We start from the raw sequence: 18,569 nt of genomic DNA, 5'->3' as shown, positions 1-18,569 counted from the left end.
CATTAAGGCTAAGCACTATCGCTTACCCGATGCAGATGACAATCATGAGAAAAATTGCAACAATTCTAACAGCAGGCTTATTTACCGTACTGAGCGCTAGCGCATTTGCCTGCCCGAAAGGAACTCAGCTCCAGGGCGGTACCGGCCCTAATCACAAAGGTGGTAAATGTGTTGCAGCCAGTGTGGTAAAAACCAAGAAAGCAGCAGCCAAAACCACTCAAGCCGCCAAACATGACATGACGAAAATGAAAGATACGACCAAACGTGATGCAATGAAAGCGGCAACAGACAGCAAAAAAGTAGCCAGTACCACAGCAAGCAAAGCCAAACAGGAAGCCGCTAAAACAGTGAAAAGCTCATAACCCTCCGATGCTTTAACCATAAAAAAAGCGAGATTATTGATCTCGCTTTTTTTATCTCTAGCGGCTTATTTAGGAGAAGTATTGCCTAAAGCCGGATTATCAATCGCATCTTTACATTGTGCTTTATCACGCTCATAGTCTGCCTGCTTTTGAGCAGATACATTTTCTTTATCTTTAACATCACGTGCCCAGGCATCCAGACTGGTTAATGCCTTACGGCACAACGCATATTTCCCTTCAGTCACCGAATCGGTCATTTTGACATTGATTCGCCAATCGGTACTGAGCTGGCGTAATGGCTTTCTGACCTTCTCTTCAATTTCGTCGGACTGCCTGTTATAGACGACCGGATCAATGTCGTTGATCAGTTTCCATGCGGCATTGGCATAGCTAGTTGCGTCATTATTCAGTTTTGGCGCTGGCTTGATCTCTACCTTCTGTTTTGGCTCATCACCTGAGTTGCCGCAAGCTGCCAATAAAAAGGCGCTACACAACACAATTGCTGTTACATGCGTGTTTAGATTAGTCATATCAGATCGCCGATGAAACGTAAGGCCATTATGCTAGTCAATTTGGGAATAATTCTCAATCATTGTGACATTTTAATCACGCATCGCATGCAGGCTGAATCAATGTAAAGACCTGGTTTTCTCCTGATTGATTTGCTTTATATTATTACTGGTCAAATAAATAATATATCAGGAAGCCAATCATTCATGTCGCAAGTTAAAATTTATGCTTTACAGCCCACCATTGAGCAGTTTAGAAACCAGCTTTCCCATGCCATTCATCAAGCGCTGATTGATAGTCTGAACTACCCCGTCGAAAAGAAATTCCAGCGTTTTATCAGTCTGGATCGCAACGATTTTATCTATCCGGAAGATCGCAGTGAAAATTACCTGATCATTGAAATCTCCATGTTTGAAGGCCGCAGCAATGAAGCGAAAAAACGTTTGATCCGGTTACTTTTTACCTATATTCAGCAACACTGCGCAATCTCACCCAACGACGTTGAAATCACCATTTTTGAAACACCCAAAGTGAACTGGGGCATTCGTGGCCAACATGCAGATGAATTAAAACTCAATTACCAAGTCAATGTCTAAATCAATCAAAGGGCTGTTTAAGCATTATTTTTGTCTGACAAAAAGCAGGTTTTTTTATGAGATATGGGCTTAATTCCGTAAAAAGTTCTGCTATGCTTAAACACAAATTACTCAGGATAGGATTATTCGCATGAGCGTCACTCTTGGAACTCCACTTCAATCTTCTGCATTTAAGGTTTTACTGTTAGGTTCTGGAGAGCTGGGTAAAGAAGTGGTGATTTCTTTACAACGTCTGGGTGTCGAGGTTCATGCTGCCGATCGTTATGATCATGCCCCGGCCATGCAAGTGGCACATTTTGCTTATACCCTGAATATGGCCGATCCAGCCGAATTAAAACAACTGATCGAAAAGGTCAAACCGAATCTGATTGTTCCTGAAATTGAAGCGATTGCTACTGAAGTTTTACTTGAAATCGAACAAACCAAAACAGCAACCGTGATCCCGTCCGCCAAAGCGGTCAACCTGACCATGAACCGTGAAGGAATACGCCGTCTGGCTGCTGAAGAGCTCGGGCTTCCAACTTCGGCGTATCGCTTTGCCAGCACTTTAGAAAGTTTCCGCGCTGCCTGTGACGACATCGGTTATCCAAACTTTGTTAAACCGGTGATGTCATCTTCTGGCAAAGGCCAGTCCCGGGTAAAAAGCTTCGATGAGGTCGATGCCGCCTGGGAATATGCCATGCAAAGTGGCCGTGTCAATCAGGGCACCGTGATCATTGAAGCACAGATTGATTTTGATTTTGAAATTACCCTATTGACCGTGCGTGCCAAAAATCCGGAAACAGGTGAAATTGAAACGCATTTCTGTGACCCGATCGGCCATCGTCAAGATGCAGGTGATTATGTCGAGAGCTGGCAGCCACAACCTATGACGCCTGCCGCACTGGAAGAGGCAAAACGCATTGCTCACAAAGTAACAACAGCCTTAGGTGGCTGTGGTATTTTCGGGGTTGAGCTATTCATCAAGGGCGATCAGGTCTGGTTCAGTGAAGTCTCCCCTCGTCCACATGATACCGGTCTGGTGACGCTGGCTTCACAGTTCCAAAGCGAATTTGAGTTGCATGCCCGTGCCATTTTAGGTCTGCCAGTCAATACTGCCCGTCATAGCGTGGCAGCCAGTGCAGTCATCTATGCCGGTGTAGATGCCAACAACCTCAGCTTTACTGGCCTGAATCTTGCTTTAGCTCATCCAGATACAGACTTGCGCTTATTTGGAAAACCGGAAGGCTTTAAACGTCGTCGGATGGGCGTCGCCACAGCACGTGCTGAAAGTACAGAGCTGGCACGCGAACTGGCCCAACAGGCCGCAGACTATGTGAGCGTAAAGAGCAACGCTTAAAATCTCCCTAAATCCCTCTTTATCAGGAGGGACTTTTATAGAAGACCCATTTTCATGATCAATACCTCTCCATTGTTGAACTACGTCACCAGTCATCATGATATTCAGGCCATTAACCAATGGCGAACGGATGTAGAAAAGCAATTGCAGGAGAGTTATGAAAATGGGCAACCGATTCGTGAAGTGATTGGCGCACGTTCAGACTCGATTGACGAAGCACTAATTTTTTTGTGGAATCATGCGGGTTTAAATCAGACCGAATTGGGGCTATTTGCCGTGGGGGGCTATGGCCGCCATGAAATGCTGCCCTATTCAGATACTGATATCATGATTTTGTCTGAGGATGAAATCAGTGAACAACAAGAAAAACTCATCTCGACCTTTATTTCTTCGTTATGGGATGTTGGTAATTTCAAACCGGGCATCAGCGTCCGTACCATTCAAAACTGTGTCGAACAGGCCATCAATGACCTGACCGTTGCGACCACCCTGATTGAGGCACGCCTGATCACTGGCAATCCGCAACTGGCAAAATGGCCGCGCCGTATCGTGGCGCAAACCTGGACGGATCAGACCTTCTATGATGCCAAAATGGCTGAACAGGCCAAACGCTACGCACAACATAACAATACTGAAAGCAATCTGGAACCGGATATTAAAAATGCCCCGGGCGGTATTCGTGATATCAACCAGATCGGCTGGATTGCCAAACGCCATTTCCGTGTCAATCGTATTTATGATCTGGTGCATTTAGGCTTTATTACCGAATTTGAACTTGGGGTACTTGAAGAAGCTGAAAGCTTTTTATGGGAAATCCGTACCCATTTACATCGCCTTGCCAAACGTGATGAAAACCGTTTATTGTTTGAATACCAACGTGATATAGCTGCCAAATTCGGCTATGTCCGTGAAGAAGGCCAACCGGTCAATTTTGCCGTTGAACAGTTCATGAAGCGCTATTACCGTACCGCGCAACAGGTCTCGACCCTGAATGAAATGCTCCTGGCCTATTTCAATGAGTCGGTCATTACACCACGCCTGCCAGATTATGAACGCCACATCATCGACATTAACGAACGTTTTAAAATCGTTGATAACAAGCTGGCTGTTCAACATCACAAAGTCTTTTCAGAAGAACCAAGCGCCATTCTGGAACTGTTTTATCTGCTGGCAAACCGGCCTGAAATCACGGGAATCCGTGCCCGGACCTTGCGCCTGCTGGTATTGGCAGCGAAACGGATAGACCAGCGTTTTCGTGATAATCCGGAACATCAGGCCCTGTTCATGTCGATTATCCGGTCACCACATCTGTATAACACCATGGTGGCAATGAAACGTTACGGCGTGCTTGGCAATTACATTCCCGCATTTGGACAGATCACGGGGTTGATGCAATACGACCTGTTCCATATCTATACCGTCGATGCGCATACCCTGTTATTACTTCGTAATCTGAGCCGGTTTAAAGAACCCGAATTTGCCAAGGATTTTCCCGTGGTCAGTTCCGTGTTCCAGCGCATCGCCCGTCATGACATCGTGTATATGGCGGCAATTTTCCATGATATTGCCAAAGGCCGTGGCGGTGACCATAGCGAGCTTGGAGCGATTGATGCCATTGAGTTCTGCCGTACCCACGGTTTTACCGAGCGTGAATGCAAACTGATCGCATGGCTGATCAATAATCACCTGTTGATGTCACTCACTGCCCAGAAAAAAGATATTTCCGATCCGGATGAAGTCAAAGACTTTGCCGAAAAAGTTGGTGATATGGAGCATCTCGATTATCTGTATGCCCTGACCGTCGCCGACATTAATGCAACCAATCCGAAACTCTGGAATACGTGGCGGGCTTCGTTAATGCGCCAGCTGTATACCTATGCACGTGATGTTATCCGTTCAGGTCTAGGCCGTCCGGTCGACTATCAAATGCTGATTGAGGACACCAAGTTTGCTGCCAGCGAATTACTGGTCAATGATTTCTCCCTAGCCGAAGTAGAAAAAGTCTGGCAAGAACTGGGCGATGAATACTTCGTCAAAGAATCGGCCAATGAAATTGCATGGCATACCCAGGCCATTTTGCAACACGGCGATAATCCGGAACCTCTGGTACTACTACGTGCCCACCGTAATGCTGCCGATGATGCGGTACAGATCTTTATCTATACCCGTGACCAACCCAATCTATTTGCAACGACTGTCGCCGTGCTGGACCGTATGAACCTTGATGTTCAGGATGCACGGATTATTACCGCCTCTACCTCATTCAGCCTGGACACCTATCTGGTACTGGATCGTTTTGGCACCTTGTTGACTGATCCCGAACGCGAACGCAAAGTGAAAGCGGCTCTGGTCGATGCCTTAAGCCATTCCGACCAGTATCCGGGTATCATGCAACGCCGTATTCCACGCCATTTACGCCATTTTGATGTACAAAATACCGTAGATATCGTGCTGAACCCGACCTTGCAACAGCACATGGTCGAGATTTCCACACTGGATCAACCGGGTCTACTGGCCCGTATTGGCGGCCTGTTTATGCTGCAAGGGCTGGATATCCATTCGGCCAGAATTGCTACACTTGGCGAACGCGCAGAAGATATTTTCTTTGTCACCAAGAAAAATGGTGTCTTGCTGACTGATGAAGAAGTCAAAGCTTTTGCTGAGACGCTAAAAGCCGCACTCGATGAAGCCTCGAACCAAATTTGTAACCCATCCTGAATCTTATTGCCTGGTAACTGATGAAATGAACTCTAGTCTGTCATTATTGCATCCCTATCCTTTTGAAAAGTTAAACCAGCTGTTTAAAGCGGTCCAACCTGCTGCTTTACCCTTGATCCCGCTGTCAATTGGCGAGCCAAAACATCCGGCACCAGAGTTTGTGAAGCAGGCAATTATTGATAATTTTGCCCATTTATCGACTTACCCAAACAGTAAAGGCTTACCAGAGCTGCGCCAAAGTATTGCACAATGGCTCACCAATCGCTTTAAGCTGAACCAGATCAGTGCAGAAGATCATATCCTGCCCGTTTCTGGTACACGCGAAGGTCTTTTCTCTTTTGTTCAAGCCTTGATTAAGCGTGAAGATGCACCTTATGTCGTCATGCCGAACCCGTTCTACCAGATTTACGAAGGTGCAGCCTTACTGGCAGGTGCAAAACCCTATTTTATTAACTGCACCGAAGACAATGGTTATTTAGGTGATTTTGACGCGGTTCCTGCGGAAGTGTGGGAAAAAACAGCCTTACTGTTTGTATGCACGCCCGGCAACCCGACAGGTACTGTGCTATCAAAAGAGCAGTTTAAAAAGCTGATTGCTCTGTCAGATCAATATGGTTTTGTGATTGCATCAGATGAATGCTATTCGGAATTGTGGTTTGAGCAGGCTCCGGTTGGGCTGCTGGAAGTTTGTGCGGAGATGGGCCGAGACGATTATAAAAACTGTATCGTGTTCCATTCCTTGTCAAAACGTTCAAACTTGCCGGGCATGCGCTCTGGTTTTGTGGCGGGTGATGCAAGCCTGTTAAAACCTTATCTGCAATACCGTACCTATCACGGTGCGGCTATGCCGGTACAAAACCAACTGGCATCCATTGCAGCTTGGAATGATGAAGCACATGTTGAAGCAAACCGTCAGCAATACCGTGCCAAATTTGATTTATTCCAGTCCGAACTCGGTCATGTGTTGCCTTTGCAAAAACCGGATGCGGGCTTTTATTACTGGTTAAAAGTGGATAATGATGAAACCTTTGCCAAAATGCTGATGGAAAAAGCGCATATTAAAGTATTGCCGGGTCGTTATCTGTCCCGTGAGACAGAACAAGGTAACCCGGGTGAAGGTCATGTGCGCATGGCACTGGTTGCAGATTTGGCCCAATGTGAAGAAGTGGTCAAACGCCTCAAAGCAATTCTGTAAACATAACTTAAAGATAAGCCGAAATATATTGCATCGGCTTATCTTTTACTGAAGCTAGAAATGATTTCTGCATCACTTTTTAGTCTGTTCTCATCATCTGAATAGCAAAAACTGATTTTTGTATCATCCTTAAACTTATTATATAAACTCGGTCTTAATAATCTTGTTTTATTATCATTAAATATAGTCCGTTTGCCCTCAGTAAGCCTTTTTACTGCAAAACAGTAGACTTTATTAGGATCCTCGCTATCACTTCTCGATAAGGATGAAATGATCGCTTCCTTTAACTGAGCAGTTCTTTTAAAGCTTACTTCTACAGGAATAAATTGAGAAAAATACTGACTAAACTGTTGGATAATATTTCCTAGATTAGCAGCATAATCAATATTAAAAAACTCTCTAAATCTTTTTACTCCTATCTTATCTAGCATAAATCCAGCTGAATTTACCGGTACAATCAAAGTCTCATTCATATTCTGCTCTTTCATTATTTCTAATTTTAAAAGTGCATATTGGGGCTTTACTTCTGTCTTTGAGTATATTTTCACAAGCACAATATAAGAGACATCTTTATATAGAAAATCAAATCCCTCTATCACCCATCCTTTTGCATCCATATCCTCTTTAAGTTGTTTAAATTTATCAAAAACAGCCATGTAAAATTACCTTTAATCCTTAACAATAATTTTTTAGCTTAGTTGTTTTTTTAATTCAGTCTTATAAATTTAACAAATGCATACAAATACACTTCCCGAATATGTAGTTTTTTTAGCTCTATACATAAATGTACTGAGCATGCTATGCGACCAATCTGCAATGACATGCTCATAGGTATTTATAGTAACGATTGATCTAGTCAAATAAACCAACAACAGAATCATAAACTTTATTAGAAAACTTGTACGCCTTCACTGCTCTATTTAACCAAGCTGTCCTATAAATAAAATGATTGCAATCCCCATCATCAATCCGCCAGAAATACGGCTAACCATTTTGACGGCTGCCGGACGGGTGCTCAGCAGTTTTTTTGCAGCTATCCCGACCAAGACATAAACCACTGCACAACTGAGCAAATGAATCATACCCAGCAACATGATTTGTGTGGTCGGTGCAAAGGCCATTTCTGGATGAATGAACGGAGGTAACAAGGCAAAGAAAAGCAATAAGACCTTGGGATTCAAGCCACTAATCCCTACCCCTTTAATCAGCCATGAGCTTGCAGAATCAGCAGATTGTATCGGATTACTATCATTTGCAATCGTGGCAGGATGCAATAACAGATTCCCGCCCATCCACAGTAAATAACATGCACCCAGAACGGTCATTCCGGTCAACAGCACGGGATAATGAGCAACCAGTGCCCCGACACCTGCGGCTACACATAAAATTGCCAAAAAATGGCCTATGATCAGGCCAGTGACGGCATTCAGGATAAATTTCCCCTTAACACCAGCGAGAATGGCATAGGCCCAGTCGGCCCCCGGAGTTAACACAAACAAGATCGAAACACACCAGAAGGCGAAAATTACACTGAGTTCCATAAGCCAAGCCCTTTCTACACTGCCAACGCTATTTTGAATAGCTTTTTTCACCATCTGGTGAAGATTGTCAGGAAAGGATATGCTTTAATGGTGAAAATGTTATTCCAAATACTTCTATTTGTTTTACCCAGATAGGGAGATTCTTCCAAGTGGACCGTATTGATAAGAAAATTATTGCTGAACTTCAGGCAAATGGAAGATTATCTATCACAGAACTGGCAGAAAGAATCGGTTTAAGTCTGTCGCCTTGTCATCGTCGCGTGAAAGCTTTAGAAGAAAGCGGTGTAATCAAGGGTTACCATGCCGATCTGGAAGCTTCAAAAATCGGCCTTAATTTCTCTGCAATTATCTTTGTAACCTTAAAAGACGGAGACAAGAGCGCGCTGTCCAGCTTTGAAGAAAAGGTCATCGACATTCCCAACGTCATTCAGGCACAGCGTTTATTTGGCAACCCCGATTACTTGCTGCATGTTGTTGCAAAGGACCTGGCAAGTTTCCAGAAGCTCTATGATGACAGTCTCTCCGCCTTGCCGAACGTACAACGTCTCACCTCTACCATTGTCATGAAAAATGTCGTGTCCAACCGGCTACTCCCTTTATAAAAACAATTCACGCCCCGAGTAAAACGAAACTGTAAAAATGTACATCAAATCACATATTTTTTGATGTAAAAAGTAAGCAAGGCAGATCACTTTATTAATTTTTTTATCTGTCCTGTTCATCTTGACCCACGTTTGAAATCTTGGTCTATACTTAGCCATCAAAACTTGATGATTATGGAAAGATGACTTCGCAAACTCCCAAGAAAATAAAGAAAAAGGGTTGGCTCATTTTAGCACTCGTGATTGTATTTTTAATTATTGTAATCGTGGTCTGGCAAACTGGAGCTACTCAAAAATCAGCGACGGCAGCACAGCAAAAAAATGCCGGTGCAAGCAGCCAGAAAGCATCACTAACTGTTACCGTGGCCGCACCTCAACAGCAAAACTGGAAACAGACATTTACCGCAAACGGTAATATCGCCGCATGGCAAGAGGTGGTGATCGGCAGTGAACTTTCAGGCCAGCGTCTGACGCGCGTCAATGTCAATGTAGGTGATGAAGTCCGGCGTGGTCAGGTGCTGGCAGAGATTAACAGCGACACCATCCGTGCCGACCTTGCCGCAGCCAAAGCCAGTTATGCCGAGGCACAGGCAGTACTGGCCGATGCCATTACCAATAACAAACGGATTCAGCAACTCAAAAATACTGGTGCAATCTCGGCTCAGGAAGCCACCCAGTATCAAACTTCGCAAGCTACGGCTCAAGCCAAGCTGGATGCAGCCAAGGCTCAGATTGAGAGCAATCAGTTACGTCTGGCTCAAACCAGAGTGGTCTCGCCTGACAATGGTGTTATTTCGGCACGCACTGCCACGGTAGGCTCTTTGGCACAAACCGGACAGGAACTGTTCCGGCTGATTCGTGATCATCGTCTCGAATGGCGTGCCGAAGTGACCACCTCTGACCTGTATAAGCTCAAACAAGGTATGACTGCCCATATTATTTCACCCGATCCAGCCCAACCTGCCGTAACCGGCAAAGTCAGGATGATTGCGCCAGTAATTGATCCGCAGACCCGTTATGGACTGGTTTATGTTGATATTCCAGCCACACAGGCAGTGCGTATGGGCATGTTTGTCAAAGGTGAATTTGATTTGGGTGAAAAAGTTGCATTGACCGTTCCGCAAACAGCCTTGTTACTGCGCGATGGTTTCTCCTATGTGTTTATCGTTGGTGCAAACAATCGTGTTGCACAGCAAAAAGTTACTGTAGGACGGCGTCTGGGCGACCGGGTCGAAATTTTAGATTTGGCCCCAAATGTCAAAGTCGTGTCTTCAGGCACAGGTTTTCTGGCAGATGGCGATCTGGTCAATATTGCCAAAGACATTCCGGATACACCGCTGACCAAACAGCTTGTGACCGCTCAGGAGCAATGACATGAACTTCTCCGCCTGGTCGATCCGTAATCCGATTCCCGGTATCTTGCTCTTTATCATGCTGGGACTGGCCGGTTTATTGTGCTTTAAATGGATGAAAATCCAGCAGTTCCCGGATATTGAACTGCCGATGGTTACTGTAACTGCAGCCCTTCCGGGCGCTGCCCCTCCGCAACTTGAAACCGAAGTCGCACGCAAGATCGAGAATTCGCTTGCCACTTTACAAGGACTCAGAAACCAGTACACCAATATTCAGGATGGTGTGGTCACCATTACCGCAGAATTCCAGCTGGAAAAACCCTTGCAGGAAGCGGTAGACGATGTGCGCAATGCGGTCTCACAAGTCCGTTCCGATTTGCCTGCCGATCTGCGCGACCCGATTGTCAGCAAGATTAACCTGTCAGGTTCACCGATTTTAACCTACACCATCCAGTCACCAAAGATGGATGAAGAAGCGTTGTCATGGTTTGTGGACTATGATATTGCCCGTGCCATGCTGCAGGTCAAAGGCGTTGGTGCAGTATCGCGCGTTGGCGGGGTCACACGTCAGGTTGATGTTGAGCTTGATCCGGAAAAACTGCTGGCACTCAATGCCACAGCGACCGACATCACCCGACAACTACGCTTAATCCAGCAAGATGCTTCGGGTGGTCAAACCAAAATTGGTGGTAGCGAACAGTCAATCCGTACCATTGCCACCGTCAAGACAGCAGCTGAAATTGGTGCAATGGATATCGCACTTCCTGATGGACGTCACATCCGCCTTGATCAGGTGGCCAGCATTCGCGATGGCATAGCTGAACGGCGCTCGGCTGCACTGTTGAATGGACAGCCCGTGATTGGCTTTGAAATCACGCGCAGTAAAGGAGCCAGTGAGGTTGAAGTTCAAAAAGGTGTTGTGGAAGCCCTGGACAAGCTAAAGGCTGCCCATCCTGACCTCAAGATCGTTGAAGCATTTAACTTTGTCGATCCTGTGGTTGACAATTACGAAGGCTCCATGTCACTCCTCTACGAAGGCGCTATACTGGCGATCTTGGTGGTATGGCTGTTCTTGCGCGACTGGCGTGCCACGATTATTGCAGCAACCGCCCTGCCACTGTCGATTTTGCCTGCCATGATCGGCATGTATTTCTTTGGTTTTACCCTCAATACCGTAACCCTACTGGCCATGTCACTGGTAGTGGGGATTCTGGTTGACGATGCCATTGTTGAAATTGAAAATATCATACGGCACCTGCGCATGGGAAAAACTCCTTATGAAGCAGCCATGGAAGCCGCAGATGAAATCGGGCTGGCAGTTATTGCCACCACCTTTACCCTGATTGCGGTATTTCTGCCAACCGCCTTTATGAGCGGAATTGCAGGAAAATTCTTTGTACAGTTTGGCTGGACCGCAGCATTGGCCATTTTTGCATCCCTACTGGTGGCACGTTTACTGACCCCCATGATGGCGGCCTATTTTCTTAAACCCTGGATCGGTAAAACGGAACAGCCAGAAAATACAATTGCAGAAAAAATCGCCGATCAAGGCACGACCCGTTTAGCCGAAGATCGTGCCAAAGATGGCAAAGTCATGCGTGGCTATATGCGTCTGGTGACTTGGTGTCTCAATCACCGCTGGATTACTTTAGGTGGTGCCATTGCATTTTTCATCGCTTCGGTCATGCTGATCCCGTTATTGCCGACAGGATTTGTACCACCGCCCGATACCGGACAAACCCAGGTCCGTCTGGAGCTGACACCCGGTTCCCAGTTTGCAGATACCCTTAAAACTGCTGAATATGCACGTAACCTGATTAAAGACCACCCTGAAATAAAAAGTATCTATACCACCATTGGTGGTGGTGCTGCGGGAACAGATCCTTTTTCAGGAGGCGCGTCAAGTGAACCACGCAAAGCGACCCTGACCATTCAAATCACTGAACGTTCTGATCGTAGTGCCAGCTTGCAACAGGTTGAAGATGAAATTCGCCAGCGTCTGGCCCCTTTGCCGGGAGCCCGCATTCAGGTCGGACTTGCAGGTAATAATAGCGAATACCAGATTGCCCTTTCTGGCGATGACCCTGATACCCTGATGGCAACAGCGCGCAGCCTTGAACGTGAATTAAGGACAATCCAGAATGTAGGCAGCATTACCTCAAGTGCAGCCCTGATTCGCCCTGAACTGGTGATTCGACCAGACTTCGCCAAGGCTGCCGATTTGGGTGTTACCACCTATGATATTGCAGAAACCTTGCGTATTGCGACTGCCGGTGATTTTGACCAGAACCTGGCAAAATTAAACCTGTCACAGCGGCAAGTTCCCGTAATCATCAAACTGCCACTTGCTGCCCGGCAAGATCAGGAGCTGATGAAACGCCTGATGGTAAAAGGCAGTCGTGGGCCGGTCATGTTAGGCAGTATTGCCGATATCAACATTGAAAGTGGCCCATCGCAAATTGACCGTTTTAACCGGTTACGTAACATTAATTTCACCATCGAACTGAACAATCAGCCTCTAGGCGACATTGCAGCCAGGGTCGACCAGCTTCCAACCATGAAAAACCTGCCACCTACAGTAAAACGTACCGATATCGGTGATGCTGAAGTAATGCAGGAACTTTTCTCAAGCTTTGGACTGGCCATGCTGACAGGTGTGCTATGTATCTATGTTGTCTTAGTGCTGCTGTTCAAGGACTTCCTGCAACCGATTACCATTCTGGTGGCCCTGCCATTATCACTTGGCGGTGCATTTGTAATGTTGCTACTGGCCAAAAGCAGTTTCTCCATGCCAAGCCTGATTGGCCTGATTATGCTCATGGGAATTGCCAGTAAAAACTCGATCTTGCTGGTCGATTACGCCATTATTGCCAGAGATGAAAAGCATTACTCACGTTTCAATGCCTTGCTGGATGCCTGCCATAAACGGGCACGCCCGATTATCATGACCACGCTGGCCATGGGTGCAGGCATGTTGCCAATTGCCTTAGGCATTGGTACCGATCCAAGCTTCCGGGCGCCAATGGCGATTTCGGTGATTGGGGGCTTGATTACCAGTACCTTCTTGTCCTTACTGGTGATACCGGTGGTATATACCTTTATTGACGATATTAATCGCAAGCTACATGGTTTCAGAAAAAACCAGTCTGAATCCATAAAACCCTCTCAATAGCTCGGGGTTCAAAAAGGCGGTCATCTGACCGTCTTTTTTTATGTTCAGGATAACATCAGTGCCAGCATAAAAAAGATAAAACTGCCGCCTGCCAGATAGTACAAATAATGCATCTGCTGACTTAACCATGACAGATACATGGTTGCGCTCATCAATTTCACCATGGCCAGATTCCAGATCAGTACCATGCCTACCATCCAGCCACAGACCAGTATGTTTTGCACCACATTGTATTGAGGATAGATCAGGATCAGCAACACCGAATAAAACATCAGGTTCTTGGGATTGAGCAGACTCGAAGCCAAACCCAGTAAAAAGTGCCTGAACTGTGCTTGTTTTGGGGGTTCGGTATCAAGTTCCAGTTCAGTATTGCTGAGTCCGTGCACAGAACGTGCAGCGCGAAAACATTGAACCGCCAGATAGGCAAAATAAACTACACCGAACCATTTCATGACGACCAGTAGTTCGGTACTGACTTTGCCCAGCAAGAACAGACTGCAATAAATCACCAGCAGAATAATGGCATTACCTAATGCAATTCCCATACAAGTCAATCGTGCTGCCTCTATTTTGCTTTGCATCAAGGTTTTTAAAATTAAAAGGAAATCAGCCCCGGGCGTCAGCAAAGCAATAAAATGCGTCACAACAATTGTTAAAAAAAGCTCCATAGTCTCTCTCCAGATGAAGGAGAGCCAGCTTAAAAAAGCTTAAGCTTTTATTCTTGTACAAAATTGCGAGCACTAAGATTTTTTAGCATATTGTTTTGGGGTAACCCCCGTATATTGTTTAAAGACTCGATGAAAATGACTCTGGTCAGTAAACCCTAATTCATGTGCCAGCTGGGCCAGATCACAGCCCTGACGCAAACGTAAACGCGCCTGATTGACCTTTTGATTTAATTGATAAGCATGTGGGGTTAAACCCAAATACTGTTTAAACAGCCGGATCAGTGCATAACGGCTGATCTGTAATTTTTCAGCCAGTTGCTGGAGCGATAGTTCCTCAATACCACTTTCCAGAGACTCGATCAACCGGGGTAAATACGACTGAAAACAACCTGTTTCCCCAATATTTTCCCAATGAAAATTCGGTATTAACATTTCGGTTAAGGTCTTAATCAAATATTGTTCTTTTTCTAATCGTGAAATCTGGGGATCAAATAACAGCTGATTTAATGCAGTAAATGCAGTGTAAAGATGGAGGTCATGGAGAATTATGGGTTTTAATTGCGGCACACAGGATGTGTTTAAATCCAAATGCACATCCATTTCCTGTTGAAGCTCATCAAGCAGCCCGGCAAGCCATGTTGCATCAAGATGCATCATCTGGTAACTCCAGGCCTGTTGCGGTAAAGGATTACAAGCATGCTCTACATGAGCTGGAATAACCACGACGCTACCCGACTGAATCAACTGTTCGGATGCAAAAGAACTGGAAAAATGACTCTGTCCCGCATCAATAGCCCCGATTGAAAAGGTAGGATGGCTATGCGATTTATAACAGATTCGGCTTTGACATGCCCTACGTGTTTCAACGTACGGCATGTCAGGATGGCTCCAAAACTCAACGCTTGAGTTCAAAATCACTTAAACCTGAACCCACATCCAGATCATTTCTGCGCTAAAGCTTTTTCAATATCGGCTTCTAACGCTTCTGGTTTAGTGGTTGGAGCATAACGCTCTAACACCTCACCATTACGGCCAACCAGAAACTTGGTAAAGTTCCATTTGATGTTGCGGCTACCTAGCAGGCCTTTGGCTTCGCGGGTCAAATAACGGAAAATCACATGTGCTTCCGGCCCTTTCACATCGACCTTGGCAAACATTGGGAAAGTAACACCATAATTACGCTGGCAAAAAGTCCCGATTTCCTTGTTGGTGCCCGGGTCTTGTCCTCCAAACTGGTTACAAGGAAAACCTAATACTTCCAGTCCCTGAGATTTATATTTTTCATAGAGTTTTTCTAATCCGGCAAATTGCGGGGTAAAGCCACACTTGCTTGCAGTATTTACAATCAGCATGACCTTGCCTTTATAATCAGCGAGCGCTTTTGTTTCTCCCTCTAACAACTCAGCTTCAAACTGATAAATGTTACTCATGGATAAGTTTCCTCGTCATTCTTCTCATCTGTTTTAAGTTGTAATGATGCCGAATTCACGCAATAACGCAGTCCTGTCGGCTGTGGGCCATCCTCAAACACATGGCCCAAATGTGCATCGCAATCATGGCAGACAATTTCTGTTCTGACCATACCATGTGATAAATCTTCATGTTCTTCAATTGCAACATTATCAATCGGTTTATAGAAGCTTGGCCAGCCACAACCGCTATCATATTTGGTTTCAGATGAGAACAACTCCGCACCACAGCAACGGCAGACATAGGTACCCTTTTGTTTATTATTCCAATATTGTCCTGTAAATGCGGGTTCTGTGCCTTTCTGGCGAGTAATGCGATATTCTTCCGGTGATAATTCTCTTTGCCATTCCCGGTCTGTTTTATTCACTTTTCCCATAACCTGCACCTTTTATTCTGATGTTAAAACAATCTTGATCAACAGATTTTATATTTACGCCATTCCCGACAAAAACTCTAGTCTCAGTTGGTACAATTTAATGAATTTTCAGCACTAAAAATAAAAATAGCAAAAAGTTAGCAAATTATTTTTACAAAAGTAAGCAAATACTAGCCAAGACCTATTTTACGTAAGCAAATATGGTGTTATGCTAATTTCGCACGGTTAAACAGGACAAACAATGTCTCAGAAAAAAAGCGTGGTGTTCCAGAACCTATTACCAACCATCAGACAATATCAACAATCCGGTTTTACCCATGAAAAAATTGTTGAATTACTGAGAGATCAGCATGACCTCGATCTGGTCACAGTTGAAACCTTCAAAAGTTATTTATACCGATATGCAAAAGTGAATCCTGCTATGTCTAAAAGTACTGTTGTTCCCCAGTCTCAACCATCAAGCCGCGAAATCAGAAAATCATCCAAGCTTGAACATGTTTGCTATGACATCCGTGGACCAGTACTGCGCGCCGCCAATGAAATGGAGGAGCAAGGACACAAGATTATCAAGCTGAATATCGGCAACCCGGCTCCTTTCGGTTTTGAAGCCCCCCAAGAGATTATTAATGATGTTGCGTTAAACCTGCCAAATGCCATTGGCTATACCGACTCTAAAGGTATTTTCCCTGCCCGTAAGGCCATTTGCCAGTATTACCAGCAAAAAGGGGTTTTCGACATGCACGTCAATGATGTGTATGTTGGAAACGGTGTTTCCGAACTGATTGTGATGGCCATGCAAGGCTTGCTGGACGATGGCGATGAAATGCTGGTGCCTATGCCAGACTATCCGTTATGGACTGCAGCTGTTAATCTCTCGGGCGGTACCGCCGTTCACTATAAATGTGACTCTGAAAATTACTGGTATCCAGACCTTGCAGACATGGAAAGCAAGATCACGCCAAATACCCGTGGTATCGTGATTATCAACCCCAACAACCCGACCGGTTCAGTCTATCCACGTCATGTGTTAGAGCAAATTGTAGCCTTGGCCAAAAAACATGACCTGATTTTATTTGCAGATGAAATCTACGACAAGATCGTATATGACGGCATCGAACATGTGGCCGTAGCAGCACTGGCTGGCGATCAGCTCTGTGTTTCTTTTAATGGTTTATCAAAAGCCTACCGGATTGCAGGTTACCGTGCCGGATGGATGGCCATCACTGGCAATAAGGCACGTGCAGCAGACTATATCGAAGGACTGGACATGCTCGCATCAATGCGTTTATGTGCGAACCATCAGGCGCAATATGCCATTCAAACGGCTTTGGGCGGGTATCAGTCAATTAACGACCTGATCCGTCCGGGTGGCCGTTTATATGAACAGCGGAATATTGCCTGGGAAATGCTGAATGAAATTCCCGGCCTCAGCTGTGTGAAGCCTGAGGGTGCCATGTACTGCTTCCCGAAACTTGATCCGGCAGTTTATCCAGTTGAAGATGACGAAAAACTGATGTTGGACCTGTTAAAAGCTGAAAAAGTTTTGCTGGTTCAAGGCACCGGCTTTAACTGGCCTACCCCTGATCACTTCCGTGTCGTGTTCTTACCTGCAGAAAACGAGTTACGTGAAGCCATTAACCGTTTAAGCCGCTTTCTGGCAAAAATGCGTTAAATATCCATCCCCCTTTGACAAAGGGGGATTTTTTCTATTTATTGCGACGCATTGTTCTCGCTTTGGGCTTCCTTCCAGATCCGTTCATATTGTTGCGATTTTTTCAGGTTTTTAGCCAGACCAAAACCACCTGTTTTGTATAAACGGGCAAGTCCCTGCCAGCCATCTGCATTATCCTGCTCTAGGGCAAGTTCATAAAACTCGGCTGCCTTTTTATAGTTTTTAAGGGTCCCTTCACCATATTCATGCATTAGCCCCGCATTAAAAGAAGCAAGACCGGATGCCTCAGAAGCCTGGGTAAATAACCGTAAAGCCTCTTTATCATCTTTCTCGACACCTCCCGTCCCTTCAATATAGAAAAAGGCCAAGGCGTTGATTGCGGTAGCATCACCTTGCCGGGCAGCCAGTTGCAGATAGTGTCTTGCTTTCCCCGGGTCTTGCGGCAGACCTTTCAGCCCTGCTTCATACATACGCCCCAACGAGGTCTGCGCTACATCAAATCCGGCATCCGCCGCTCGAGTCAGCCATTCCACACCCTTTTTCGGGTTGCTGACCACACCATCCTCATCGGAAAGATAAAGATAAGCTAAACTGTATTGAGCCTGTAGCTGTCCCTGTTCTGCGGCTTGGGCATACCATTTCATGGCGGTCAGGTTATCTTCCTCAATGCCCTCTCCCAGATCATACATGTAGCCGACATAGTACATTGCGTCCGCATTTCCTTTTACAGCAGCCCTTTTAAACCATGTCAAAGCCGCACCATAATCCTGCTCTATGCCTTCTCCAAAATAGTAGGCTGTGGCCAGTTCATGTTGTGCCTTCATATCGCCGGACTGGGCCTGTTCCTTTAAAGCCTGCCAGGCTGGCGCCTCATCGGCATAAGATAAATTTACCAAGCTGCTGCCCAACAATATTGCAAGCACAATATTTTTAAATTTCATTATCTAACTCATATTGCTATATTTTTATGCGATTACATTCTGGCGTTAAAATGAA

At 45.5% G+C, this 18,569-nt stretch carries 17 protein-coding genes; 9 read left to right on the top strand and 8 right to left on the bottom strand.

What is annotated here, in order from left to right:
* Positions 1-44 precede the first annotated feature (44 nt).
* Positions 45-362 carry a hypothetical protein gene (locus OC23_RS14480; RefSeq protein ID WP_038345618.1) on the top strand — a complete coding sequence of 106 codons (318 nt, stop codon included), beginning with the start codon at positions 45-47 and terminating at the stop codon, positions 360-362.
* 65 nt (positions 363-427) lie between these two features.
* On the opposite strand, the gene OC23_RS14475 is transcribed toward OC23_RS14480, so the two are convergent.
* A complete protein-coding gene (locus OC23_RS14475) occupies positions 428-892 on the bottom strand; it encodes a hypothetical protein (RefSeq protein ID WP_038345587.1) in 465 nt (154 codons plus the stop codon).
* A 186-nt stretch (positions 893-1,078) separates the two neighbouring features.
* Between OC23_RS14475 and OC23_RS14470 the strand changes: the two genes are divergently transcribed.
* From OC23_RS14470 to dapC, 4 genes are all read left to right on the top strand, one after another.
* On the top strand, positions 1,079-1,468 hold the full coding sequence (locus OC23_RS14470) for a tautomerase family protein (RefSeq protein WP_038345586.1): 390 nt from the start codon (positions 1,079-1,081) through the stop codon (positions 1,466-1,468).
* A 121-nt stretch (positions 1,469-1,589) separates the two neighbouring features.
* Positions 1,590-2,807, top strand: a complete 1,218-nt coding sequence (gene purT, locus OC23_RS14465) for a formate-dependent phosphoribosylglycinamide formyltransferase (protein WP_171194808.1) — start codon at positions 1,590-1,592, stop codon at positions 2,805-2,807.
* A gap of 54 nt (positions 2,808-2,861) precedes the next feature.
* The gene (gene glnD, locus OC23_RS14460) at positions 2,862-5,525 is read left to right on the top strand and encodes a [protein-PII] uridylyltransferase (RefSeq protein WP_038345584.1); all 2,664 of its coding nucleotides are present in this window, start codon (positions 2,862-2,864) and stop codon (positions 5,523-5,525) included.
* Positions 5,526-5,550: 25 nt separating this feature from the next.
* Complete coding sequence (gene dapC, locus OC23_RS14455) at positions 5,551-6,720, top strand: succinyldiaminopimelate transaminase (RefSeq protein ID WP_038345583.1); 1,170 nt, start codon at positions 5,551-5,553, stop codon at positions 6,718-6,720.
* Positions 6,721-6,758: 38 nt separating this feature from the next.
* Here dapC and OC23_RS14450 read toward each other — a convergent pair whose 3' ends face one another.
* Positions 6,759-7,376, bottom strand: coding sequence for a DUF6037 family protein (locus tag OC23_RS14450; RefSeq protein ID WP_038345582.1), 618 nt, complete (start codon positions 7,374-7,376; stop codon positions 6,759-6,761).
* Positions 7,377-7,640: 264 nt separating this feature from the next.
* Positions 7,641-8,261, bottom strand: coding sequence for a LysE family translocator (locus OC23_RS14445; protein WP_038345581.1), 621 nt, complete (start codon positions 8,259-8,261; stop codon positions 7,641-7,643).
* A 149-nt stretch (positions 8,262-8,410) separates the two neighbouring features.
* On the opposite strand from OC23_RS14445, the gene OC23_RS14440 reads away from it, so the two are divergent.
* The 3 genes from OC23_RS14440 to OC23_RS14430 all read left to right on the top strand — a co-directional run bounded on the left by OC23_RS14440 (position 8,411) and on the right by OC23_RS14430 (position 13,387).
* Positions 8,411-8,863, top strand: coding sequence for an Lrp/AsnC family transcriptional regulator (locus tag OC23_RS14440; RefSeq protein WP_038345580.1), 453 nt, complete (start codon positions 8,411-8,413; stop codon positions 8,861-8,863).
* Positions 8,864-9,045: 182 nt separating this feature from the next.
* Positions 9,046-10,236 carry an efflux RND transporter periplasmic adaptor subunit gene (locus tag OC23_RS14435; protein WP_038345579.1) on the top strand — a complete coding sequence of 397 codons (1,191 nt, stop codon included), beginning with the start codon at positions 9,046-9,048 and terminating at the stop codon, positions 10,234-10,236.
* 1 nt (position 10,237) lies between these two features.
* A complete protein-coding gene (locus OC23_RS14430) occupies positions 10,238-13,387 on the top strand; it encodes an efflux RND transporter permease subunit (protein WP_038345578.1) in 3,150 nt (1,049 codons plus the stop codon).
* 44 nt (positions 13,388-13,431) lie between these two features.
* Here OC23_RS14430 and OC23_RS14425 read toward each other — a convergent pair whose 3' ends face one another.
* From OC23_RS14425 to msrB, 4 genes are all read right to left on the bottom strand, one after another.
* On the bottom strand, positions 13,432-14,055 hold the full coding sequence (locus OC23_RS14425; protein WP_038345577.1) for a LysE family translocator: 624 nt from the start codon (positions 14,053-14,055) through the stop codon (positions 13,432-13,434).
* A 72-nt stretch (positions 14,056-14,127) separates the two neighbouring features.
* Positions 14,128-14,931, bottom strand: coding sequence for an AraC family transcriptional regulator (locus OC23_RS14420; protein WP_038345576.1), 804 nt, complete (start codon positions 14,929-14,931; stop codon positions 14,128-14,130).
* Positions 14,932-14,996: 65 nt separating this feature from the next.
* Positions 14,997-15,485, bottom strand: coding sequence for a glutathione peroxidase (locus OC23_RS14415; protein ID WP_038345575.1), 489 nt, complete (start codon positions 15,483-15,485; stop codon positions 14,997-14,999).
* On the bottom strand, positions 15,482-15,901 hold the full coding sequence (msrB, locus tag OC23_RS14410) for a peptide-methionine (R)-S-oxide reductase MsrB (protein WP_038345574.1): 420 nt from the start codon (positions 15,899-15,901) through the stop codon (positions 15,482-15,484). The genes OC23_RS14415 and msrB overlap by 4 nt, the downstream gene beginning before the upstream one ends.
* Before the next feature lie 241 nt (positions 15,902-16,142).
* Between msrB and OC23_RS14405 the strand changes: the two genes are divergently transcribed.
* Complete coding sequence (locus tag OC23_RS14405) at positions 16,143-17,573, top strand: pyridoxal phosphate-dependent aminotransferase (RefSeq protein WP_038345573.1); 1,431 nt, start codon at positions 16,143-16,145, stop codon at positions 17,571-17,573.
* Between the two features lie 38 nt (positions 17,574-17,611).
* Here OC23_RS14405 and OC23_RS14400 read toward each other — a convergent pair whose 3' ends face one another.
* Positions 17,612-18,514, bottom strand: a complete 903-nt coding sequence (locus tag OC23_RS14400; RefSeq protein ID WP_038345572.1) for a tetratricopeptide repeat protein — start codon at positions 18,512-18,514, stop codon at positions 17,612-17,614.
* Between the last annotated feature and the right edge of the window lie 55 nt (positions 18,515-18,569).

This window comes from Acinetobacter sp. A47 (assembly GCF_000805455.1).
Classification (GTDB): Bacteria; Pseudomonadota; Gammaproteobacteria; order Pseudomonadales; family Moraxellaceae; genus Acinetobacter.
This window is presented reverse-complemented; position numbering and strand designations above follow the sequence as displayed.

What these genes read in the sequence shown, in the direction of transcription:
- glnD (WP_038345584.1), top strand. Translation starts at nt 2,862, where the DNA reads ATGATCAATACCTCTCCATTGTTGAACTACGTCACCAGTCATCATGAT.
- OC23_RS14405 (WP_038345573.1), top strand. Translation starts at nt 16,143, where the DNA reads ATGTCTCAGAAAAAAAGCGTGGTGTTCCAGAACCTATTACCAACCATC.
- OC23_RS14480 (WP_038345618.1), top strand. Translation starts at nt 45, where the DNA reads ATGAGAAAAATTGCAACAATTCTAACAGCAGGCTTATTTACCGTACTG.
- OC23_RS14425 (WP_038345577.1), bottom strand. Translation starts at nt 14,055, where the DNA reads ATGGAGCTTTTTTTAACAATTGTTGTGACGCATTTTATTGCTTTGCTG.
- OC23_RS14430 (WP_038345578.1), top strand. Translation starts at nt 10,238, where the DNA reads ATGAACTTCTCCGCCTGGTCGATCCGTAATCCGATTCCCGGTATCTTG.
- dapC (WP_038345583.1), top strand. Translation starts at nt 5,551, where the DNA reads ATGAACTCTAGTCTGTCATTATTGCATCCCTATCCTTTTGAAAAGTTA.
- OC23_RS14445 (WP_038345581.1), bottom strand. Translation starts at nt 8,261, where the DNA reads ATGGAACTCAGTGTAATTTTCGCCTTCTGGTGTGTTTCGATCTTGTTT.
- OC23_RS14400 (WP_038345572.1), bottom strand. Translation starts at nt 18,514, where the DNA reads ATGAAATTTAAAAATATTGTGCTTGCAATATTGTTGGGCAGCAGCTTG.
- OC23_RS14475 (WP_038345587.1), bottom strand. Translation starts at nt 892, where the DNA reads ATGACTAATCTAAACACGCATGTAACAGCAATTGTGTTGTGTAGCGCC.
- OC23_RS14470 (WP_038345586.1), top strand. Translation starts at nt 1,079, where the DNA reads ATGTCGCAAGTTAAAATTTATGCTTTACAGCCCACCATTGAGCAGTTT.
- OC23_RS14435 (WP_038345579.1), top strand. Translation starts at nt 9,046, where the DNA reads ATGACTTCGCAAACTCCCAAGAAAATAAAGAAAAAGGGTTGGCTCATT.
- OC23_RS14450 (WP_038345582.1), bottom strand. Translation starts at nt 7,376, where the DNA reads ATGGCTGTTTTTGATAAATTTAAACAACTTAAAGAGGATATGGATGCA.
- OC23_RS14415 (WP_038345575.1), bottom strand. Translation starts at nt 15,485, where the DNA reads ATGAGTAACATTTATCAGTTTGAAGCTGAGTTGTTAGAGGGAGAAACA.
- msrB (WP_038345574.1), bottom strand. Translation starts at nt 15,901, where the DNA reads ATGGGAAAAGTGAATAAAACAGACCGGGAATGGCAAAGAGAATTATCA.
- OC23_RS14420 (WP_038345576.1), bottom strand. Translation starts at nt 14,931, where the DNA reads ATGCCGTACGTTGAAACACGTAGGGCATGTCAAAGCCGAATCTGTTAT.